Genomic DNA, 22,274 nt, shown 5'->3' on the forward strand with positions numbered 1-22,274 from the left:
ATTGAACGGTTTATGGCTTTTAAGAGGCTTGTTTGTGTCCGAGTTTTAAGAAAATGGATTCTAAGTTTTCTTGAATTCGATTAAATTCACTTAAAGGAACTTCAGCAGAAATCAGCGATCGCAATAACATTGCTGCATCTTTCTCTGTACCTGAAAATTGAACTTTTACCTGTTGTTTCCCTGGCAAAACTTCCCAACTCTCCACCCCAGGATGATGTTTTAATTCCCCGATGAGTATATCCATTTTACCCAAGGTCGAAATAAAAAGATGCTGCACACTCAAACGTTTATACAAGTCTTGTATTGATGCACTTTCAACCAGATACCCCAATTCCATAATCCCAATATAACTACAAAAATCCTCCAAGTCACTTAATACATGGGAAGAAATCACAATCGTCATTCCCGCTTCATGTAAACTTTTAATAATCTCTCGAAACTGCATTCGGGCAATCGGATCTAAACCGGATACGGGTTCATCAAGAAAGAGTAATAAAGGTTCGTGAATAATGGTGCGTCCTAAACTCAATCGTTGTTTCATCCCCCGGGAAAGGGTAGAAATTAAATGATTACGTTTTTGGGTTAACTGCACGATTTCCAAGACTTCATAAATTCGTTGAGTCCGTCGAGGTTCCCGCAGATAATATAACCGAGCAAAGTAATCTAAATAATCCCAAACTGTCAAATCATCATAGAGAGGAAAATCATCGGGTAAATACCCTAAACGTTGTTTAATTTTAGGATTGGTATGATCCCGGGATACAGCTTCTCCATTAATATAAATTTCCCCTTTTGTGGGTTCTTCTATGGTGGCTAACATCCGCAATAATGTAGTTTTTCCGGCTCCATTGGGCCCAATTAATCCATAGACTTCTCCCATGGGAATTTGTAAATCTAAATCATTAACCGCCAGATGGCGCTCAAATCGTTTTGTTAGTCCCCGGGTTTGAATTGCAAGTTCTTTCGCCATAGCAATATAAGAAGAATTGGGTTTGAAGTTTTAACTTAGATTCCCTCTACAACCTACTCTAACCGATTTACGGAATGTAGAGACGAGCCACGGCGCGTCTCTCTCTATTCTGATTGAACCTGAGCACCATGGGAACGGGGATCACTACTGCTAGGGTTATCAATATTTAGGGGAGAATTAAATGCAGAAACTTGACCACTGGCTTGAGTATAGGGAAGGGGATTTTCTGCGATTAAAGACTCTAAATTGGCTTCTAAAATCGGGCGAGGAATTTCACCGATAGTTTGGGCAATTGTTTCGGCTTTTTGATTCAAATAAACGAAATGAGGAATGCCATCGACTCGATATTTGAGGAGTTCGGGTAGCCATTTACTATTATCAACATTCAACATCACAAAATTGAGTTTTTCAGAATATTTATGTTTGATTTCGCTTAATTCTGGTGCCATAGTTTGACAACTGGTACACCAATTTGCATAAAATTCCATTAAAGTCGGTTTGCTATTACTCAAGGCAATATCTAGGGGAATTGATTCTTCTACGAGTTGAGGGAGGGAAGTGGAGGTGGCTTCGCTACGAATTCCTAAGAAAACCGAGAGACTCAGAATGATAGCTGCGATAATAATTAAAAAGTTTCTGATTCGTTTGGCTAAATCAGAAGGTTCCGTTGAGGAGGTTGAATGTAATGGGTTTTCGTTCATGTTGATATCGTCAAAGATGATAATTATTATTGATGATTTTAGTTTAACAAAATTTTGAACCAAATTGATTAACGTTCTTCTGAAAATTGTTGTAAAATAGAAAAGTCAATGAAATATAAAAGGCATAAAAGTCTGTAGTGCAATACTAACCCATCCTGAAATGGACTATGGGACAGAAATAAATTTAGGACTAATAACATGAAAAAACGAGTGACGTTGACGTTTCCCAAACGTTCTATTCAAATGCCGATTACCTATAGATTAGCTAAGGATTTTAATGTAGCTGCTAATATTATTCGCGCTCAAGTTGCTCCGAATCAAGTCGGAAAATTAGTGGTAGAATTATCAGGAGATATCGATGAACTAGAGTCTGCTATTGAGTGGATGCAAACTCAAAATATTGGAGTTTCTTTAGTCGGACGGGAGATTATCATTGATGAGCAAAGTTGTGTGGATTGTGGACTCTGTACTGGAGTTTGTCCGACAGATGCTTTAACCCTAAATCCAGAAACCTTTTATTTGACCTTTACTCGCTCACGGTGTATTGTTTGTGAACAATGTATTCCTACCTGTCCCCTTCAGGCAATTTCTACTAATCTTTGAAGGGAAATTGCATCTAAAAACTTATTTTTTATCCTAATCTTTCAATGAAATCAAAACAAGAAATTACAATTATTACTTGGTTTTCCTTTGGATTACTTCTCGTGACTTGTCTACATTTTGGTTGGTTTTTATTTGAATCGAGTTGGTATTCCTTAGTTTCTGGTCTATTTTTAGCGTTAATTTGGTTAATTGATTTATTCTTTACCCTACCGTTTAATCAACTTAATTCATTTGTTTTAAAGAAAATCAGAACGGATTTAGGAACATTTTTAATGATTGTGTTCATCTCTATTCTGGGTGTATTTATGCTGACCTGGATCAAGGTTTCTATTAATATTTTATTAATGGTTTCGGCGACAGCTTTAGCTCGATTAGAGCTACAAACTGCCCGATTTAAGGATTGGCACTCTTTTATTATTTTATCAATATTATCTACCCTGGGTTTAATATTAGGATGGGGATTGAATCACTATTTTTCCTTTGGGCATTTAGAATCCCAGTTTTGTTTACCCTTTCATTTAGGATGTATTCATGTTCCCTATCATGGAGAAATTCCCCTCCCTGAAAATTAAATATAAGGAATGGGGAATGGGGAATGGGGAATGGGGAATGGAAAAAATATAAGTTTGATCTGTAAACTCTTTAACTGATAACTGATAACTGAATTAACCGATTATTTTAAATCTAATAATCCACTGGTTTTTAATTTGGGATTAAAGCGAATTTCCTCTTGTAATCCTCGGGTTTTGAGTTCGGATAAAATCTGTCCTTCTACACGACGGGCAATTTGTTTTAAAAGTTTTTCTTGACCGATTTCATCAGTTTTTTGATACTGATCTTGTTCTTCTGGGGTCATAAAAGGTTTAACTTGAATCGGATCATTCCAGAGAGCTTCATCTTCCCCATTTCCGGGAGGAATTGAACCATTTTCATCAATCCAAGCCTTTTGAATCCCTTCTAAAATGGTTCGACTCGGACGTTCAATAGTTTGTAATTTTAACCAATAGCAGCCTTGATTTTGACGAATAAAATGTTGTTTTAAACTCAAATATATATCCCGAGAATAACCTACATATTTTAAATTTTTATCTAAATTAAAAATAGCATAAACTCCGATTTTCCCTTGGAGGAATTCAGGAATTTTGCCATTTTCATCCAGATAGGGGATATAATCTAAACTATTAAGGGAAGGAATTTCGGTGGGAGTAGTCATTGATCCAAAAAATGCTTTCTCCCTAATTTTAAAGGTATTGGTCTCGATTTCTGAAAATTGGATACTAAAGTTTTATTAAGCCAAGCTCCAGATTAAGGTTTGAGTCAGAATTTTTGAACTGGTTTAAGGATTATTGTGGAATTTGAGTTAGCATAACTCTAAGATTGTATTAAGTCAGCCACGACCATGCAGAATAGTGAAGAAGAATTATTAAAACCGTCGCGCCACCCAGTCGATGGGTGGAAGTTAGCAGAGTATGTTTCTATTGCGGGGACAGCAGTGGGAACACTCATTGCTGCGTGGTATCAGCCTATTCTGTTTGCTGGGACTCCCCTAACTTTAGCCTTGATTTTAAATGTGGTGAATCGCCAACGGTTTGAACAGGATATGCGTCAAGATATGGATGCAGCGATTACGGATGTTCGGATGGTGGTAGAATCGCTCCATCAACAAATTCAACTGCTACCCCCGGAGTCGAACGAACTTGATCCGATTACGGATGTCCTGACGGAGTTACAACGGGTGACTAAAGGGTTAGAAAAAAACGCTCTGCGACAGGATGATTGGGAAGTGATGAATGTGCGCTTTCAGTTAATCCAAGAAACAATTGATGAATTGAAAACATCGATGGAGACCTCGGGACTTAATTTTGAAAAAAACGATCAAGAATCTTTAAACACAACTTTAGAAGCATTTGTAAGTCAGTCAATTACAGATTCAGCCACCATGCAAATACAAATAGATCAGATTTCTGAACAGGTTAATGCCTTACAAACGGAACAGCAAACCCTAATTAAACCTTATATTAAACGCTTAGTTAATGCGGTTAAGGAGTTAAAAAATCGTTAAATTTTAATCTTATCCCCCCATTTTTTATGGGGCTTAGGGGGGATTAGTGTGGGAAAATATCAAGGGATTTATCGATATTCGTCACCACAATCACCAATTATTTGCATGAGATCTTGGGAAAGAACAGAATTAATATTTTGATAATCTTCGGGGTCGAGACTAAATTCAAAGACTTTAGCATTATCTTTGATATGGTCAGAAAGCCCTAATCTTGTCCCCACCATGGCTCCAGCAACAGTGGGCTGTTCTAGGATATAACGAACTGCAATATTAGGAATTGTTACTTGGTGTTTTTGAGCGATCGCATTTAAAGTTTTTAAGAGAGTTTGAAATAAATTCCATCCTCCCCAAGCATCAATCATATTTTTATATTTTTTCAAGCTAACGGTTTCCAAACTAAAGCCATTCGGTTCGGATTTTCCCAAATATTTTTCCGATAAAAAACCGCCACAAACCACACCATAGGGAAGTAACTTAATATTATGAGCTTGACAAAATTCGGTCATTTGAGCTAAAGGACGGCGATCAACCAAAGAAAATTGTACTTGATTGGATACAATTTTAATCCCATTTTCAACAATAATTTTTAAGTGTTGGGTATCAAAATTAGTTAACGCTAAATGTTTAATTTTACCTTCAGTTTGTAGTTGCGCTAGATAATTTAAAGCATCTAAATAATTTTGATCTCGATAATCCCACCAATGAAATTGTAGTAAATCGAGACAATCAACTCCCATGCGTTGACGGGAAATATCAATATTTTTTTCCACCAGGGCTTTGGTCATTTTACCAGGACGGGGAACCCATTTCGTAAAGGCTTGTACTTGGGATAAGGCTTCCTGTCCACGGGTGGTAATTAATTGTCGCCTAAATTCCCCAATAAAATCCTCCGCCGGGCCATAATGATCAGCCAGATCCCAAGTGGTATATCCCGCGTCTAAGTATTTAAACATACTCTCAATGGCAACGGTGGGGTTAATTCGACCATGGGCACCGGAGACTTGCCACATTCCGTTTAAAATACGACAAATATTCAGGTCTTCTGTGAATTGAAAACGACTAGAATCAGGAAGTTTCATAGGTTCTTTCGTTTAAACTAAATAGTGATCAATATAACATAAATAACAGAACGTTTAACTTTAAAGATCTATAACATAGCATGACAATTTGATAAATTTAAGCCACAATAGAATTTCTAAGCGTGCCTTGAGTCGCCTTCCCCAAATAAGCAGTTACAGAAAATCAAGTTAATCGTTATGGTTTTGAGCAAAAAATTGTTTCAGACAACTATGAATTCTAGTTTGTTATCAGAAGCCGAACTACGGGCTATTTTTGCAGCCATGTCAGATTTAGTATTAACTTTAGATCATCAAGGACGTTATCTAAATGTGATTACAAATCAGCCCAAACTTTTATATAAACCCGTTGATGAAATTTTAGGTAAAACCTTGCATGAAGTTTTCCCTCAACCCCTAGCCGATTATATCTTAGAGACAATTCAAACTGTGCTTCAAACCCAAGGAACTATTCTCTTGGAATATTGTTTGGAAATTGAAGAAAAAAATATTTGGTTTTCTGCTAATCTTTCTCCATTATCTGATCATTCTGTTGTCGCGGTGATTCGAGATATTGGCGAGCACAAACAGGTAGAAGAAACCCTACAAAAAACGAATTTAGCCCTGGCAGAAGCTCAAAAACTGGCTCATTTAGGCAGTTGGTCTTATGATCTAGTAACTCAACAGATTTATTGGTCAGAGGAAGCCTTTTCGATTCATGGATTAAGTTCTGATCAACCTGTTCCGAGTTATGAGGAATTACTGCAAATTTTTACCCATCCCGATGATCGAGAAATCATTCGTCATCGCATAGAAAAAGCAATAAATACTGGCGAAAAGTTTGATCAGGAAATTCGGATTTTTCACCCCGATGGTTCCCTGCATTATATTTTAATTAAATGCCAAGGTATAATTAATCAGCAAGGTCAAGTTATTGAACTATTTGGAACTTTTTTGGAGATTACTGAACGTAAACAAATTGAAGAAACCCTGCGTCAACTACTCAAACGGGAACGAGTGATTACAGAAATTACTCAACGGATTCGTCAGTCATTAAACCTAAAAGAAATATTGAATACTACCGTTATAGAAATTCGTAAGTTATTACAAACCGATCGAGTTTTAATTTATCAATTTGAGTCTCCTCAAGATGCCACAGTCATTGTACAATCTGTTGGTGCAGAATGGATATCTTTGTGGGGAAATAAAATTCCTAGTACCTATTTAACTCAAGAACAATGTGTTATTCCCTTTAGTCAAGGATGTCTTCATAATATTTCTGATGTTTATACCATTAACTGTAAACCAGAATATTTACAGTGGTTTGAACAGTATCAAGTTAGAGCCTGTTTAGGAGTTCCGATTATCAAAGGAGAAATACTCTGGGGATTTTTAATGGTTCATCATTGTGCTTGTCCTCGACAATGGGCCTATTGGGAATTGGATTTACTCGAACAAATTGCAGCCCAAGTTTCCATTGCGATTCATCAAAGTCAATTGTATGAGCAAACCCAAGCTCAAGCTCAATGGGAAAGAGGATTAAGGCGTGTGATTCAAGCCATTAGTCAGTCCTTAGACCTAACAACTATTTTCTCCACTGCCACCTTTGAAATCGGTCAATTATTAGGTGTAGATCGGGTATCTATTGCCCAATATCTCCCCGATCAAAACCACTGGTGTGTGGTGGCAAGTACCACTCAAAATCCAGAAATTCCTAATATAGTTGAAATGATAATTCCTGACAATAACAACTTAATTTTAGCTGAATTAAAAAAACAAAAAGTGATTCGGATTTCTAACTTTAAACAGGATGTTATTCGTCCTTTAAATCAAGATTTAGCAGAGAAAAACCCTGGGGCTTTATTAATTGTACCATTATTAGTTGGTTTCTCAATTTGGGGAAGTTTAAGTTTATATCGTCATCACCAAACCTGGATTTGGCAAGATACAGAAGTTGAATTAGCCTGTACCTTAGTTGAGCAATTGCAAGTGGCAATTCAACAATCACAACTTTATCAACAATTACAAGTTGCCAATCAACGATTACAAGGGTTAGTGATGATGGATGGACTGACTCAGGTGGCAAATCGACGTCGATTTGATGAATATTTGCTCCAAGAATGGAAGCGTGCCACCCGAGAACAACAACCTTTAGCACTAATTCTTTGTGATGTTGATTACTTTAAACAATATAACGATACCTATGGTCATTTAGCAGGAGATGAATGTTTAATTAAAGTGGCTCAAGCTCTGGATGAAACGGTGCGTCGTCCCGGGGATTTAGTCGCTCGCTATGGAGGAGAAGAATTTGCAATTATTTTACCTCAAACCTCTGCCACAGGAGCAGTTCAAGTGGCTGATTTAATTATTCAAACCCTGGAATCTCTTAAAATTCCCCATCGGACATCTTTAATTAGTTCAAACCTCACCGTCAGTATGGGAATTGCTAGTTTGATTCCTTCCCTTGACTCCTCCTTTCAAGTTGTGATTGAGGTGACCGACCAAGCTCTCTATCAAGCTAAAAGAGAGGGAAGAAATCGTTATATTGTACATAACGGAGAATAGAATATTAGTAATACCAGAGCTTGATGGAAACCCCTAGTCTTGACCATTTCATTCAAGGTGAATGTCTTAATATCAAATACCTTTATCTGGGTGACCCGAAGCACAGCCTAAAAACTATTCCCTAATCTCCTATTCATGATGTTACTGTGATCTTAATGTCCCACCCCTATTTAGTTAAATCTCTGATTAAAATTCCGTTACGTTATGTTTTGGTTGTTCCCTTTTTCGTGTTAATTTTTAGTTCCGTTGGCTTAGTCAGTTGGCTATCTTTTCAGAATGGACAAAAGGCTGTCTATGATTTAGCAAATCAATTACAACGGGAAATTAGCTCTCGCCTAGAAGATCATCTCAATACTTATTTATCAATTCCAATTTCTATTAACAAACTGAATCAAGAAGCTATTAAATTAGGATTATTAAATCTGAATAATTTTCAAACTACTGGAAAATATTTTTGGCAACAACTGAAAGTTTTTCCTGATGTGGGTTATATTAGTTTTGGCAGTTCCACAGGGGAATTTATTGGTGCAGGTCGATATCCTGAAGGTCATTTAGAAATTAGTGAAGTTTCCCAAAAACGTACTGGAGGCAAGAGTTTTTCCTATAAAACTGATCTTCAAGGAAATTTTATCCAACCACCCTATGATATTGCCGATAGCTATAATTTTAAACCAGAAGCCTGGTATAGTGATCCAGTAAAAGTTGGTCACGCCGTTTGGAGTAAAATTTATAATTGGGAAGGCTATCCCCAATATATTTCTATTTCCTATAGTCAACCCCTCTATACTGAAGATAAAAAATTGATTGGGGTATTAAGTGTTGACCAGCAATTATCTCAAATTAGTGATTTTTTAAAAACTCTAAAAATTAGTTCATCGGGAAAAATTTTTATTTTAGAACGCAATGGTTTATTGGTCGCCAGTTCCAGCAATGCTCCGTCCTATTATTTAGTTAAAGAACAAGCCAAACGCATGAAAGGAACGGAAATCAAAGATGATTTAATTCGTTTAACTAGCAAATACTTAGGGCAATATTTTATTGATTTAGCTAAAATCAAACAGAAACAAAATTTCATTTTTACTCAAGCCGGAGAAAAATATTTTGTTCAAGTTACACCTTGGAGAGATCAGGTGGGTTTAGATTGGTTAATTGTTGTTGTGGTTCCCGAATCAGATTTTATGCAGCAAATTAATCAAAATACACGCACAACTATTTTACTCAGTATTGTTGCTCTCCTGATAGCAACTTTAGTGGGTTTAATAACTTCTCGTTGGATTTTGATTCCTTTGACCCGTTTAAAAGAAGCTGCGATCGCTTTTTCCCAGGGAAATTTTGAACAAAAAATTAACCTAAATCGCTCCGACGAATTAGGAATTTTAGCTGAAACTTTTAATCAAATGGCACAACAATTAAGGGATTATTTTATTACTTTAGAAAAAACTAATCTCGTATTAGAAGAAAGAGTGGAAGAACGTACCTTAGAACTGAAGCAAGCGAAAGAGATAGCGGAGGTTGCCAACCATGCCAAAAGTGAATTTTTAGCACGCATGAGTCATGAATTGCGAACTCCCTTGAATGCTATATTAGGATTTGCGGGAATACTAAATAACCATCATAGCCTCGATTCGGAACAAAAAGAGTATACCCAAATTATTAGTCGAAGTGGAGAACATTTATTATCTTTAATCAATGATGTTCTCGATATGGCTAAAATTGAATCCGGTCATATTTCTCTTGATTTTAGTAGTTTCAACCTCTATCACCTACTGGAATTAATTCGACAAATGTTAAACTTAAGAGCGGAATCTAAGGGCTTAGATTTAATTATTGACCGGGATGATAATGTGCCTCAATATATAGAAACCGATGAAAAAAAATTACGCCAAATCCTGATTAATTTATTGGGCAATGCCATTAAATTCACCGATAATGGTTCAGTTATTTTACGGGTCAAAATGGGATTAAATGATGATTTAAACTCCTCGGAAGAAGTGATGCTTAAATTTGAAGTCGAAGACACAGGAGTAGGAATTGAAGCAGACCAACTAGAGAGTATTTTTGAAGCATTTATTCAAACCAAAGCCGGACAGAAAGCCGCAGAAGGAACGGGTTTAGGATTATCCATCAGCCGACAATTTATTCAACTTATTGGCGGAGAAATTCAGGTTAAAAGTAGTATTGGTAAAGGAACCATATTTTATTTTCAAATTCCCGTAATCTTAACTGAAGACGTAGAGAGTTATCAATTTAATAGTCTGAATCAACCTATCATTGGAATTGCCAATAATACCCAAATTTATCGAGTTTTAGTTGCCGATGATCGATGGGAAAATCGCCAAGTGCTGCGGGGAATTTTAGAACCCATTGGATTTGAAATTCAAGAGGCAAAAAATGGAGAAGAAGCGATCGCCATTACTTTAAGTTGGTCTCCTCAATTAATCCTCATGGATATGAATATGCCGATCATAAATGGATTTAATGCCACTCAATCCATTAAATCCCAATCTACAGAATCAAACCCAGTAATTATTGCGGTGACAGCGAGTATATTTGACGAAGAAAAAGCCAAAATTTTAGCCATTGGATGTGAAGACTATGTTAGTAAACCTGTGCAGAAATCCCTTTTGTTAGAAAAAATTGCTCACCATTTAGGCATAAAATATCAATATCCTGAATATCAAGATCAGAATCTTGTTTCTAAATCCGATCTGACTCTACAACCCTCTGATTTTAGTCCAATCCCTTTAGATTTAATTGCACAACTGCATCAAGCCACAATTCAACTCGATGATCAATTAATTTTTGAAATATTAGAAAAAATTCCCACCGATCAGAGTCATTTAGTCCATACCATCACCCATTTAGCACATAATTTTCGGTATGATGTGATTTCAGATACGATAACGGTCTTTTTGTCTCAATCTGCTTCTGTTTGATCGGTTATTCAAAGCCCAAAAATAAAACCCGAGATTAATAGATAATCCCAGGCTCTATTTTATATTCAGTACCCCCAAGGGAATTCGAATCCCTGTCGCCTCCGTGAAAGGGAGGTGTCCTAGGCCTCTAGACGATGGGGGCTTAGGGTGTTTTGCGGTTAACTTTTTTTCGGTTGAGTTTTGGTTACTCGCCTTTCACCTTTATTAATGTAGCCTATATTTTTATCGGTGTCAACCCTTTGAGCAAAATTTGTTTGATCTTTTTTAAATTGGGCTAAAATCCTTCTCACAGAAGGCTTTTAGCACTTTAATACAATTAGCGATCGCCCCCAAATGCGCCACTTCATAGCCATGGGTGTTTTGAGTCGGGAAACCCAAGCAAGCCGCCCGGGCAACATGGCCAAATTTCATGGCAATAGAAGCATCACTTCCAAAGCCACTAAGGATCGTCAATTGTAACGGCACTCCGGCGGTGGTCGCCGCCTGTCGTAATTGACGATTCAAACCCTCGTCATAAACACCATAGTTATCCTGGGACAGCAACACCGGTTTTTCATCCCCTTCAATCGGATATTCCGGTGCCAGGGGGCAAATTTCCAAGGCAATTAACGCCTCTAAGGTTTGTCTTTGGGTAAAATATAAGGCCCCAATAGCTCCCACTTCCTCCTTGGCTGAAGCCACTAAATACACATCAATGGGGGGATGTTTAACGGTTTCTGCTAAGGCTAATAAAATCGCCAGAGACGCTTTATTATCGAGGGTATAACTGGCAATATAATCTTTAATTCGGATGGGTTTTTTGCGATGTTTTCCCACAACTACCCGGGTTCCTGGGCGAATTCCTGCGGTTGCTAATTCTGCCGTTGTACATTTGGTTTCAATCCAAGTATCTTCCCATTTCAAGGCTTTTTCTTCCTGGTAAACTTTTTGAGGAGATTCATGGGAAATATGACGAGAACCAAAGCTAAGAATCCCGCTAATAGTTTGATAATCTCCTAATAAATCTACCACTCCTTCCCCATAAACCCAAGGAAATGATCCGCCTAATTTTCTAACGGAAACCCGTCCTTTTTCTCCAATGGTTTTGACAATCATGCCAATTTCATCTTTATGGGCGGTAATGGCGATCGCTCTTTCTGAAGTTTTACCAGGAATTTTGGCAATAATATTATCTGCTTGATCTCGCCAAACCTCTACCCCCAGTTGAGAAAATCGTTCTAATAACCATTGATTAATTTCCGATTCTACCCCACTCGGAGAATGTTGCAAAACTAAGTCTTCAATGGTTTCAAATAAAACCTGATAATCCATTTCATTTGTCCTCAATTCCATCATCCCATCAAAAATTATCAGTAGTAGGTTTTAATAATAATGCCACAATTAAAGCGGGGGTTCCACCAATTAATCCAATCATTAACCATCGGGGATAACTGCGTCCTTTTTTTTGGGCGACAAAGGCTGCAATCGTGCCAATAATACCATGAAGAATTGCCAAAGTTAAAATTACAGAAGGGTCAGTCAAGGAATCAAACATTTTAGGTTAAAATTAATGTGTTTTTTGGGGGCATAGGAAATGGGCAATGAAGAAGATAGGGATTTAAGGCTAATTCAACCACAAAGATACAAAGACACAAATAAACCAACTCCTACGGTTTGATTTTAATTAATCATTTGCCTATTTTTAACCAGGCAAAAACCTGTTCGGCGGTTAGTTCTAAATTAATATTTTCCAAGATTTGTAATTGACAAGAACCTCTAAACACATTAGGCTCTTGTTGAGGAGCAAAAATCAGAATAGAATAATCATCAGGATCAATCATCCATCCCAATTGGCAGCCATGTCTGATGCAGTGTAGAAGGTTATCGATCACACGATTTGCTTTTTGATCCGGGGAAAGAATTTCAATTGACCAATCAGGTATAATTAGTGTATTGTCACTCAGTTCCCCCTGCTGATCTAATTGAATTTTTTGCCAACGCAGGACGGCGATATCAGGAATAATTGAACGACCCCCAAAGGTACAACGCAACTCGGGAAAAGCATAGGCGATTTCCTCTGTTTCTGTGACTTCATTGATGGCATTAATTAACTTTCCTTGAAGTCGAGAATGGCGGGGCTTTGGCATGGGTTTCTGAATGATTTCACCGTCAATATATTCGCCAGCAGGTTTAGTTTCTGCTAACTTCAGAAATTCCTCCAATCTTAAAAATTTGGCTTTGGCAACGGTCATGGCTTTGTTGCTCCGAAATCCTTGTATTTTAGTTTAGCAATATTCTGGATCAGGAGCAACTTTCCTATTTTATATTTGTTGCTGACACGATTAATTTTTATGCCAAATTCGATTCCACCAGGAATCCGAACTGGATTCTATCCAATTAATCCGGCGACGAATATCCTCAATTTTCCAGCCCGTTAATGTGGCTAAGTTTTGGGCTTCGAGTTGCTGTCTTTGGCGAACAGATTGCCGATATTGTTGGGCCTGTGAACACTGCATGGATTCACGATAGGGATGGTTAATAATATATCGACCTTGAAAGTTGGCTTGATTTGCTGTTTCTTGAAAGTTTAAATCTTCGGGAAAGGTATTGCGGGCGTAGCGAATATGTAAGCGAGTAATAAAGGTGGAATTTCCCGTCGGGGAATCTAACCAAAATACCCCCGCCTGTTTTAATTCTTCAGTTGTTAAAGGATCGGCAGAACAGGGATCACATCCTGCCATATTCCAAGCATATTCTAAAAAGGCAACTTTTTTCTGTTCCCGTTCATAAATTGTATTGAATAGGGATTTATAAAAACCCGGAAACACTTCTTTGACAAATTCAGGAATATCTTGATCGGAAGGAATTTTAACGGTGCGATAATTGGTTAATTCGACTTGACCTTTGGGAGAGAGTAAATAAACAATTAAATCCTGTTCTCCCTTGCCATTAATCATTCCTAAACGAATCGGTAACATAAACCGAGGGGATTCGTAGGCAATCATTAAAGGTCGTAGGGTTTGGAACCCACTTTGATCAAATTTTTCTAAATTCACTTTAGCAACAAAAAACTTTAATCCCTGTTGAATATAGGGTTTTAATAGGGCACTTGCACCTGGGGGAATTTGATAACCATTTTGAATTAACCAGGTTTCTAAACCATCGGATTCCTTCGCACTCAGAATCAAAATATCGTATTCTCCCACGCTGAAACGGGCTTCAATAGTTACTCCTAAACCCGACCGAGCTTCCTGTTGTTTGTCCATTTGTAAGGTTACATTTCCCCCTCTGGTTGCTGGTAATGGGGCTTGGGGATAGGAATTACAGGGATCGGGATCGAAATATTCCACCAGTCGGGGTGCACTAAACGCATCTAATTGTTGGATAACTTTCGGTTCTCCAATCTTAACTTGTTCGGGTTTTAAAACCACGGGAACCGGAACTACTAAGGCAAAATCTTTTACTGCTCCTTGATAATCATTTGCCATGGTTAAAATTGTCCGATTTTTGTCTCTAGCAATCACAACTTGTGAGGCTTGATTATATAAGGTAGCATCAGCTTTTGCTACATAAAACCCACAAAAGGCTAAGGCAGGGGCAGCAAAACTAATACCAGCAAAAACAACAATTAAAAAGAGAATTAACCGATTTAAAACTTTCATGATTAACTCCTGTGAAAATAAGGTCTAAAAAGAGGCAGATAAAGGCAAATATTTCAGGGGTTTGGTAGACCAAGAAAATCGATGATTTTGAAATATTTGGTCTAAAATTAGGGTCAAGGGAGAGAGGGCAAATAAAGCCCAAAATAAAGCGGTTGAGATAAAAAATTGATGTTGTAAAATAAAAGTTATTCCAGCGATTAAGACCGCCCAAATAATCCGGCCCAAAGTGGCATTGGGAATTGAACGCGGATCGGTAATCATGAAGAACGCAAACAATAATAAACTCCCATTCATCAGTTGATGGGCATAAACATCCCAACCCCAACCTAGACTAAAATTTCGTCCGGCTTCTAATGCCATATAGGTGATTAAAAAGGCGGCGGAAGTATCCCAGCGACCCACTTTTTTAAGAATAATTCCTGCGGTTCCTAAAAATAGTAATAAATACCAAGAATCCGTTCCCCATTGTCCGGGGGAAACCCAAGCATCGGCGCTGAGAGTTAGGGCAATAATAATCCCAAAGTTAGCGGGATTAAAAAAATGTTTTCCCTGGGATTGAAAGATGAATTTACTGGTGATCGCACAACATCCGGCCAGAACTAAGGTTGTCCAATGATTGGCTCTAAGTAATAAACATAACCCCAATGTGGTAATTAAAGCACTCCGCCAAGATACCAAAAATTCAGGGGATAAAAGGGTAATCTTTTTGTTAATATAGAACGAGTAAATCGAGGAACACAACCATTGAGTAAATAAACAACTTAACCCAATGATCAGTATAAAATCTGGTCGTAATGTCCAGTCTCTCGTTCCAATTCCTAGGAGCAAAAACATCGATAGAAATAGGATTTGAGCGTTACGAGCATCTTTAAACATGATATTCACCTGAAATTAAGATTAAAGTAAAAGCAGTTGAATCCACTCATCCAATCGTTGACGATTGTCTTCTGTTAATTGTTGCCCTAATTTAGCAATTTCGCTCAAATTGGCTTCCGAGCAATCATCCATTTTTAAGGTTTTACGACTTTCCAAAACCGTATTAATTCGCAAATAGTTTTCAGGATGTTCTGTGGTATCAAAGATTTGTTGCATTTGATAGTCCACTGTTTCCGCACCCCCGGTCATAATAATATCAAATAAAGGCTCAAGCCATTGTAATTTTCCCCAATCTTTTGCTTCTTCATAGGGATATTTCTTTTTAACCACTCCTGTACCTAAAGATAAAACCACCATTTCTTTAGCAGTTGGGCCTTTTTCATAGCGATTATCGAGATTAAAGTCACGATTAAATTTATGTCGAGCTTCTGCATAGGCACAAAGAGTAGGATTATTCGCAAAAACTCCTCCATCAATACAGGTATAAACATCCTGATTCATCGCCTTAATTTGAGCCACTTCAAAGAAGGTAGGGGCGGCGGAAGTGGCTCGTAAAACATCTTTAATAAAATAATCATCTTTGGGGTTTGAAAAAGCATCATGTTGGGTAAAAAATTGACTTTTTCGCTTTTCTATTTCATAGCTAGTAATTAAGCAAGGTTTCAGGAGTTCGCTCAATTTAAGGTCTTTAAAAAAATCACCCATGATCTGATCAAACTTGTGATAGGAGTATTTTTCATCAAATAATTCTCCCAAGACTGGCAAGGAATTTTTAGAAATAGGCTCAAAGATTTGACTTGATTCATATCGAAAAAAATTATAAACCTGTTGAGCAGAACATCTGGGTCGCAGAGGATTTTCAGGATCGGGGCAAAGGTAAAGAGCCGTTAAAATTCCTCCGACGCTAGTTCCAGCAATTAAGTCAAAATAATCCGCTATTCTCGCATCGGAGTTTCCTGTAAAATCCTGTAATTTCTGTTCGACATACTTTAAAACTTCGGCGGAAATTATTCCCCGCAGTCCACCGCCATCTAAAGAAAGAATTCGAGTAAATTGTGCCATATTTTAAGATTTTCTCCTGTTTAAAAATCATGAATGAATTTATAATATAGCAGTCGTGCGACTCACGGTTAGGACACAGACAAATGCAGTAAAAAGTCTTTTCCCCCTGTTCCCTGTTCCCTACTATATCTTCCATTTTTCAGATAAGTGATCTCTAATATCAAAAAAATCCGTCCAATTAATATAGGGTTTTTGGTATTCATCTAAATATTTTGCCAAGCGATCGCGCGCAAAAACAATCGGCGCGGCTAAGGCCATATTTAAGTCCGTAATCGAATCTCCAATGGCAATTTTTTCGAGGTTTGGATAGCGTTCCATTACTTTGACTTTAGCGACTAATTCCGTATCGGCTTCAAACTCGGAATGAACCTTAAAATACTCCTCTGAGGTGTCTAAATCAACGGCATACATCCCATCAATTTTTTGACTTAAATCTCCTAAAACCGTTTCAACCATCACCCTAACCCCTCCTGAAACTAGGATAAAAGGCACTTTTTGAGTATTAAGAAAATCCAGAAATTCCACAAATCCGGGTCGTATTTTCTTTGTCCTAGAAAATTCTATAATTTCAGGATAACAACGGGATGGGATTGATTCTAACATGGTTCTGACTCCTTCTCGTAAGGTCATTTCCTGGCGATATAATAAGGGCATAATTTCCGCCGCAATTTTTGGAGTAAATTCTTTTAACATTGCCACAAAGGTTTCTTCTGCGGTAATTGTTCCATCGAAGTCACAAAAAATAATTGGGTTCATAATCAGTTTAGGTAGGTTATAGTAGAGAAAATTTGTCAGTTTTTTGTTAGCCCACTAGATGCGCTAAAGCGCAACAACGAGCGCAACAACGAGCGCAACAACGAGCGCAATAATGGATTAATTAGGATGCTGTCGCCACCATTCCCGAACCATTTTTATTTCTTCATAATTATAGTTTTCTCCCAAACATTCATAAATTGTTTTTAAGCTGGTATCTCCGACTTTTTCCATAGCCTGAATAATCAATTTTTGCCGTTCAGGTTCAACAAATTGATCGATATTAATATTCTGATTAGCGGCAATTAATTGGGTTAAATGATCGGCGATGGTACTGGTTTTTAAGCCTCGTTCATTGGCGATCGCATTTAAACTTAAACCATCTTGGGATAAAGATAAAGTCGTAATTAAACTATCGGATAAATCCTCCAGGGTGAGACGTTTAGATTCCGATTTTTTAGAGGAAGAATTTGGCGGTTTTTGTCCATGACAATAGGTAAAAATAGCTTCCGTAAATTGTTGACCATACCGTTCTAATTTATAACTCCCGACTCCAGAAACTTGACTTAATTCCTCTAAAGTTTGGGGGCGTTGTTGTGCCATTAATTTTAACGTAGAATCGGAAAAAACCATATAGGGAGGGATAGATTGTTCATCGGCTAATTTTTTCCGCAGTTGGCGCAACTGTTCAAATAGCATTTCTACTTCTATGGCTAAAGAACGAGTTGATTTTTCAACATTTTGTTCTTTAATTACCGTAATTTCAACGGTTCTTTCCCGTTTCATTACTTCCCAACTGCGGGAATTTAACTTTAAAATCGCATAACCATCGGTGGTTTGCTCTAATAGTCCTTGACGTAAAAGCGATCGCCCTAAATTCTTCCATTCTTCCGCCGTTTTATCCTTACCAATACCATAGGTGGAAAGTTGATCATGGCGTCGATCCAGAATTTTTTGACTTTTCGATCCTCTTAATACATCAATAATATAATTCATGCCAAATCTTTCATGACATCGGGCAATACAAGATAAAAATTTCATCGCTTCAATTGTCCAATCTTCCACCGGATTTTGTGTGCGACAATTATCACATTTGGCACAATTTTCCGAGAAAAATTCCCCAAAATAACTTAATTGAACCGTGCGCCGACATTCCGATGCTTCGGCATAATCTAACATTTGTCGTAACTGTTGACGGGCGATCCGTTGTTCATCGGGATCGGGTTTTTGTTCAATCAAATATTCAATAGTTTTTAGATCACCATAACTAAAAAATAACGTACATCTAGCGGATTCTCCATCCCGTCCCGCCCGACCCGATTCTTGATAATAACTTTCTAAGGTTCGAGGTAAACTATAATGAATCACAAAGCGAACATCGGGCTTATTAATTCCCATGCCAAAAGCAACAGTAGCCACCATAATTTGCACATCATCTCGAATAAACCGAGTCTGATTTTCTGACCGGATTTGATCTTCAAGTCCAGCATGATAGGGGAGGGCGGAAATCCCATGATTTTGTAACCGAAATGCCAAATCTTCTACATTTTTTCGACTTAAACAATAGATAATTCCTGACCCGCCCACCTCCTGAATAATTTTTAATAGCTGGGTAAAGGTTTGTTTTTTCTTGGGAATTACTTCATAATATAAATTAGGACGATTAAAACTAGCAACATGAATATAGGGATTTTTTAACTCTAACTGTTGAATAATATCCTGTCTCACCCGTTGAGTCGCAGTCGCAGTTAAGGCTAAAACCGGAATTTTAGGATAGCGAATTCGCAATTGTTTGAGTTGACGATATTCGGGCCGAAAATCATGCCCCCATTCCGATACACAATGGGCTTCATCAATGGCAAAAGCAGAGATTCCCAACTGTTCTTCTAGGGTGTCTAAAAAAAATAAAAATCGTTCGGATAATAAACGTTCTGGGGCTACATAAAGTAGTTTAATCTCTCCTTTTAAAATTGCCGATTCCCTTGATTTTACTTCCGCAGCCGTTAAGGTACTATTGAGAAAGGTAGCACCAACCCCATTATCTTGTAATGCCTCTACTTGATCTTGCATTAAAGCAATTAAGGGCGAGACGACAATCATTAATCCAGGTTTCAATAAAGCCGGAAGTTGAAAACACAGAGACTTTCCCCCTCCGGTGGGCATAATAATTAATAAATCTCGCTTTTGTAGCGCCTGTTCAATAATTTCGCGCTGTCCGGGTCGAAAGGAATCATAGCCAAAGAAATGTTTAAGGGACTGTTCTAGGGATTGGGGTTGGGCGAAGGGAGTAGAAATTAGCCCTGACATTGCTCGTAATTTAGATAAAACGTCTTTTTTATTTTATGATTAAAATTGGGTAAATGACTGCGAAATCTCGATAAAATTTTGTCATTGATAACCCAGACTAGACACTGAATGCCTCAAAGATGTTAAATTTTAATACAACGTTGTAAATTTTAGAGGAGATTTATGCCGAAAGCGATTTGGAATGGTGCAGTTTTGGCAGAAACTGACCAATGCGTTGTTGTTGAGGGCAATCAATATTTTCCCCCGGACTCCATCAAAGGTGAATATTTCAAAGAAAGTAACACTCATACAACCTGTGGTTGGAAAGGAGTTGCTAGTTATTATGATATCGTCGTTGATGGTCAAGTGAATAAGGATGCCGCTTGGTATTATCCTGAAACGAAATCTGCTGCCAAAAATATTGAAGGTTATATTGGATTTTGGAAAGGAGTTAAAGTTGAGGTTTAAGCGGTTTCATGTTTCTGGATGAACGTGAATTAACATAACTTGTAGGGGCGAGGTCATCTCGCCCTTATGCTCGAATAAGTACAATTAAACTATTATCAATTAATCCTAATTTACTGTGCAACCTTCTCCCCCAGAGTCTTTTAATTCTCAACGACTTCCGAATCAACGGTGGTATATTTTTCCCCAACAACCCGACCTGGCACAACAATTGGCAGATGAGACGGGAATTATACCTTTAGTCACTCAAGTATTAATTAATCGCGGCATTGAAACCCCCGAACAGGCGGAGGCTTTTTTAACCCCTGAATCTCAAGTTTTACCCTCTCCCCTAGAAGAATTTAAGGATTTAGAAAAAAGTGTAGAATTATTAGAAAATGCGATTAATCAGGGGGATAAAATAGCAATTTGTGGGGATTATGATGCCGATGGGATGACCAGTACGGCTTTATTAATGCGATCGCTTTCTACCTTGGGAGCTAATGTTAATTATGCTATTCCTAGCCGCATGACCGAAGGCTATGGAATTAACACCCGAATTGTAGAAGAATTCCATCAGGAAGACGTTAAAATTATCCTGACCGTTGATAATGGAATTTCCGCCTATCAACCCATTGCTAGGGCTAAGGAATTAGGGTTAATTGTAATTATTACCGATCACCATGATTTACCCGAAAAACTACCCCCTGCGGACGCAATTCTTAATCCAAAACTATTACCTTTATTATCCCCCTATCGAGGATTAGCCGGGGTGGGAGTTGCCTATGTTTTAGCCATTTGTTTAGCTCAAAAACTCGGTAAAATGCAAGGATTAGTCAATCCTTTGTTAGAATTATTTACATTAGGAACGATTGCCGATTTAGCCCCCTTGGTGGGAGTTAACCGCCGTTGGTTAAAACGCGGGTTAAAGTTAATTCCCTATTCTCAAATCACCGGAATTCAAGCCCTAATTCAAGTTGCTGGAGTCTCCACCGGATATCAGGTGAAATCGGAAGAACAGCCCGAAAATTCTCTCCCATCTAACAATAATAAAACCCTAAAACCCGATGATATTGGCTTTCGTTTGGGGCCAAGAATTAACGCCATTGGACGGTTAGCTGACCCTCAAATTGTGATAGAATTATTAACCACAGAAAATATGGGAATTGCCTTAGAACGGGCAATGCAATGTGAACAAATCAATCAACAACGACAACTATTATGTGAAGAAATTCAACAGGAAGCGATCGCTTGGATAGAATCACAAAATATTGATTTCAAACAAGAACGGGTGTTAGTGGTTGTCCAACCAGAATGGCATCATGGCGTGATTGGAATTGTCGCTTCTCGGTTAGTGGAAAGATACGGCGTTCCCGTGTTTATTGGAACCTATGAACACTCAGAAAATGAAACAGAATCCCCTAAAATAGTTCGAGGTTCAGCCCGGGGAATTTTAGAATTTGATATCTTTAAAGCCTTAGAACATTGTCAAGATTTATTGGGTAAATTTGGAGGACATAAAGCCGCTGGAGGGTTTTCTTTCCCCGCAGAAAACCTAGATCAAATTAAAACCCGTTTAAGTGAATTTGCCCATCAATGTTTAGAATTAGAACATCTAAAACCCTTAATTAAAATTGATACTCAAGCTAATTTAAGTGAAATTAATTTTAATCTCTATGATCAAATTAATCAACTCCATCCCTGCGGAATCGAAAATAACGCCCCCACCTTTTGGACTCCTAACGTGCGAATTGTGCAACAAAAACTGGTGGGAAAAGGACATATTAAACTTACCTTAACCCAAGATAAATTTTCCCATACTCAACTCACCGCCTTACCCACAATTAATGCCATGGCTTGGCGTTGGGCCGACTATTTTCCCCTTCCCCACTGTTTAGATATCGCCTATCAATTAAAAGAAAATAACTGGAATGGTCAAACCAATATTGAGTTAGAATTAGTCGGGGCAAGATTACCCGAATCTCCAGAAATCCAACATTCTCAAGTTAATAAAAGTGCGGAATTTAACTATCACGATAAACACTATACTTGTAGTTTATCTTCTGTTGGTGAAACCCAAGAATTAAAAATCCGTAATCAGAAAGGGGAAGTATTAGCGATCAAAAAAGGTCAACGTTTTGGACTGTTAGGGACAAGTCGTCAGGATGCTAAAACCGTTGATGTATCTCAACCTGGGTTTTACAATTTAATTCAGGCGGCAGTTAAAGCGTTAGAAGATTAGAAAATTTTATTCTATAGCATAGTTTAACTGGAGGGTTAAGATGTCGATGGGCTAACAAACCCTTAAACAAATTTGCTA

General features: G+C 37.8%; 19 protein-coding genes and 1 tRNA gene. 7 read left to right on the plus strand and 13 right to left on the minus strand.

Annotated features, from left to right (window positions below; translation table 11 throughout):
* Nucleotides 1-19 precede the first annotated feature (19 nt).
* Both PL11201_RS06415 and PL11201_RS06420 read right to left on the minus strand, forming a co-directional pair.
* A complete protein-coding gene (locus tag PL11201_RS06415) occupies nt 20-970 on the minus strand; it encodes an ABC transporter ATP-binding protein (RefSeq protein WP_079677746.1) in 951 nt (316 codons plus the stop codon).
* 104 nt (nt 971-1,074) lie between these two features.
* Nucleotides 1,075-1,671, minus strand: a complete 597-nt coding sequence (locus PL11201_RS06420) for a thioredoxin family protein (RefSeq protein WP_079677747.1) — start codon at nt 1,669-1,671, stop codon at nt 1,075-1,077.
* A 198-nt stretch (nt 1,672-1,869) separates the two neighbouring features.
* Between PL11201_RS06420 and PL11201_RS06425 the strand changes: the two genes are divergently transcribed.
* Both PL11201_RS06425 and PL11201_RS06430 read left to right on the plus strand, forming a co-directional pair.
* Nucleotides 1,870-2,274, plus strand: a complete 405-nt coding sequence (locus PL11201_RS06425; RefSeq protein WP_079677748.1) for an NIL domain-containing protein — start codon at nt 1,870-1,872, stop codon at nt 2,272-2,274.
* Between the two features lie 44 nt (nt 2,275-2,318).
* On the plus strand, nt 2,319-2,846 hold the full coding sequence (locus PL11201_RS06430) for a hypothetical protein (protein ID WP_079677749.1): 528 nt from the start codon (nt 2,319-2,321) through the stop codon (nt 2,844-2,846).
* 101 nt (nt 2,847-2,947) lie between these two features.
* On the opposite strand, the gene PL11201_RS06435 is transcribed toward PL11201_RS06430, so the two are convergent.
* On the minus strand, nt 2,948-3,487 hold the full coding sequence (locus PL11201_RS06435; RefSeq protein ID WP_079677750.1) for a GIY-YIG nuclease family protein: 540 nt from the start codon (nt 3,485-3,487) through the stop codon (nt 2,948-2,950).
* Between the two features lie 186 nt (nt 3,488-3,673).
* On the opposite strand from PL11201_RS06435, the gene PL11201_RS06440 reads away from it, so the two are divergent.
* Nucleotides 3,674-4,336 (plus strand): hypothetical protein, encoded by a 663-nt coding sequence (locus PL11201_RS06440; protein WP_079677751.1) that lies wholly within the window; start codon nt 3,674-3,676, stop codon nt 4,334-4,336.
* Nucleotides 4,337-4,404: 68 nt separating this feature from the next.
* Here the strand turns inward: PL11201_RS06440 and PL11201_RS06445 are convergent, their stop codons facing one another.
* Nucleotides 4,405-5,415 (minus strand): aldo/keto reductase, encoded by a 1,011-nt coding sequence (locus PL11201_RS06445; RefSeq protein ID WP_079677752.1) that lies wholly within the window; start codon nt 5,413-5,415, stop codon nt 4,405-4,407.
* Nucleotides 5,416-5,625: 210 nt separating this feature from the next.
* Here PL11201_RS06445 and PL11201_RS06450 point away from each other — a divergent pair, with 210 nt between their 5' ends.
* Nucleotides 5,626-7,956, plus strand: coding sequence for a diguanylate cyclase domain-containing protein (locus PL11201_RS06450; RefSeq protein WP_159451516.1), 2,331 nt, complete (start codon nt 5,626-5,628; stop codon nt 7,954-7,956).
* Between the two features lie 155 nt (nt 7,957-8,111).
* Complete coding sequence (locus tag PL11201_RS06455; protein WP_079677754.1) at nt 8,112-10,892, plus strand: hybrid sensor histidine kinase/response regulator; 2,781 nt, start codon at nt 8,112-8,114, stop codon at nt 10,890-10,892.
* A gap of 69 nt (nt 10,893-10,961) precedes the next feature.
* On the opposite strand, the gene PL11201_RS06460 is transcribed toward PL11201_RS06455, so the two are convergent.
* The 9 genes from PL11201_RS06460 to recQ all read right to left on the minus strand — a co-directional run bounded on the left by PL11201_RS06460 (nt 10,962) and on the right by recQ (nt 19,531).
* Nucleotides 10,962-11,034: transfer RNA gene (locus PL11201_RS06460), tRNA-Glu, on the minus strand.
* Between the two features lie 122 nt (nt 11,035-11,156).
* Nucleotides 11,157-12,203, minus strand: a complete 1,047-nt coding sequence (locus PL11201_RS06465) for a M42 family metallopeptidase (protein WP_079677755.1) — start codon at nt 12,201-12,203, stop codon at nt 11,157-11,159.
* 28 nt (nt 12,204-12,231) lie between these two features.
* Complete coding sequence (locus PL11201_RS06470) at nt 12,232-12,426, minus strand: hypothetical protein (RefSeq protein ID WP_079677756.1); 195 nt, start codon at nt 12,424-12,426, stop codon at nt 12,232-12,234.
* A gap of 133 nt (nt 12,427-12,559) precedes the next feature.
* On the minus strand, nt 12,560-13,123 hold the full coding sequence (locus PL11201_RS06475; RefSeq protein WP_079677757.1) for a Uma2 family endonuclease: 564 nt from the start codon (nt 13,121-13,123) through the stop codon (nt 12,560-12,562).
* A 90-nt stretch (nt 13,124-13,213) separates the two neighbouring features.
* A complete protein-coding gene (locus tag PL11201_RS06480; protein WP_079677758.1) occupies nt 13,214-14,533 on the minus strand; it encodes a DUF2330 domain-containing protein in 1,320 nt (439 codons plus the stop codon).
* Between the two features lie 24 nt (nt 14,534-14,557).
* Nucleotides 14,558-15,409: an RnfABCDGE type electron transport complex subunit D gene (locus tag PL11201_RS06485; protein WP_339394353.1), complete on the minus strand. Its 852-nt coding sequence runs from the start codon at nt 15,407-15,409 to the stop codon at nt 14,558-14,560.
* A 21-nt stretch (nt 15,410-15,430) separates the two neighbouring features.
* A complete protein-coding gene (locus PL11201_RS06490; RefSeq protein WP_079677759.1) occupies nt 15,431-16,471 on the minus strand; it encodes a patatin-like phospholipase family protein in 1,041 nt (346 codons plus the stop codon).
* 123 nt (nt 16,472-16,594) lie between these two features.
* Nucleotides 16,595-17,227 (minus strand): HAD-IB family phosphatase, encoded by a 633-nt coding sequence (locus PL11201_RS06495; protein ID WP_079677760.1) that lies wholly within the window; start codon nt 17,225-17,227, stop codon nt 16,595-16,597.
* Nucleotides 17,228-17,344: 117 nt separating this feature from the next.
* On the minus strand, nt 17,345-19,531 hold the full coding sequence (recQ, locus tag PL11201_RS06500; protein WP_079677761.1) for a DNA helicase RecQ: 2,187 nt from the start codon (nt 19,529-19,531) through the stop codon (nt 17,345-17,347).
* Nucleotides 19,532-19,693: 162 nt separating this feature from the next.
* On the opposite strand from recQ, the gene PL11201_RS06505 reads away from it, so the two are divergent.
* Both PL11201_RS06505 and PL11201_RS06510 read left to right on the plus strand, forming a co-directional pair.
* Complete coding sequence (locus PL11201_RS06505; RefSeq protein WP_079677762.1) at nt 19,694-19,978, plus strand: DUF427 domain-containing protein; 285 nt, start codon at nt 19,694-19,696, stop codon at nt 19,976-19,978.
* Between the two features lie 115 nt (nt 19,979-20,093).
* Nucleotides 20,094-22,196 (plus strand): single-stranded-DNA-specific exonuclease RecJ, encoded by a 2,103-nt coding sequence (locus PL11201_RS06510; RefSeq protein WP_079677763.1) that lies wholly within the window; start codon nt 20,094-20,096, stop codon nt 22,194-22,196.
* The last annotated feature ends 78 nt before the right edge of the window (nt 22,197-22,274 follow it).

Source organism: Planktothrix sp. PCC 11201 (assembly GCF_900009135.1).
Taxonomy (GTDB): domain Bacteria; phylum Cyanobacteriota; class Cyanobacteriia; order Cyanobacteriales; family Microcoleaceae; genus Planktothrix.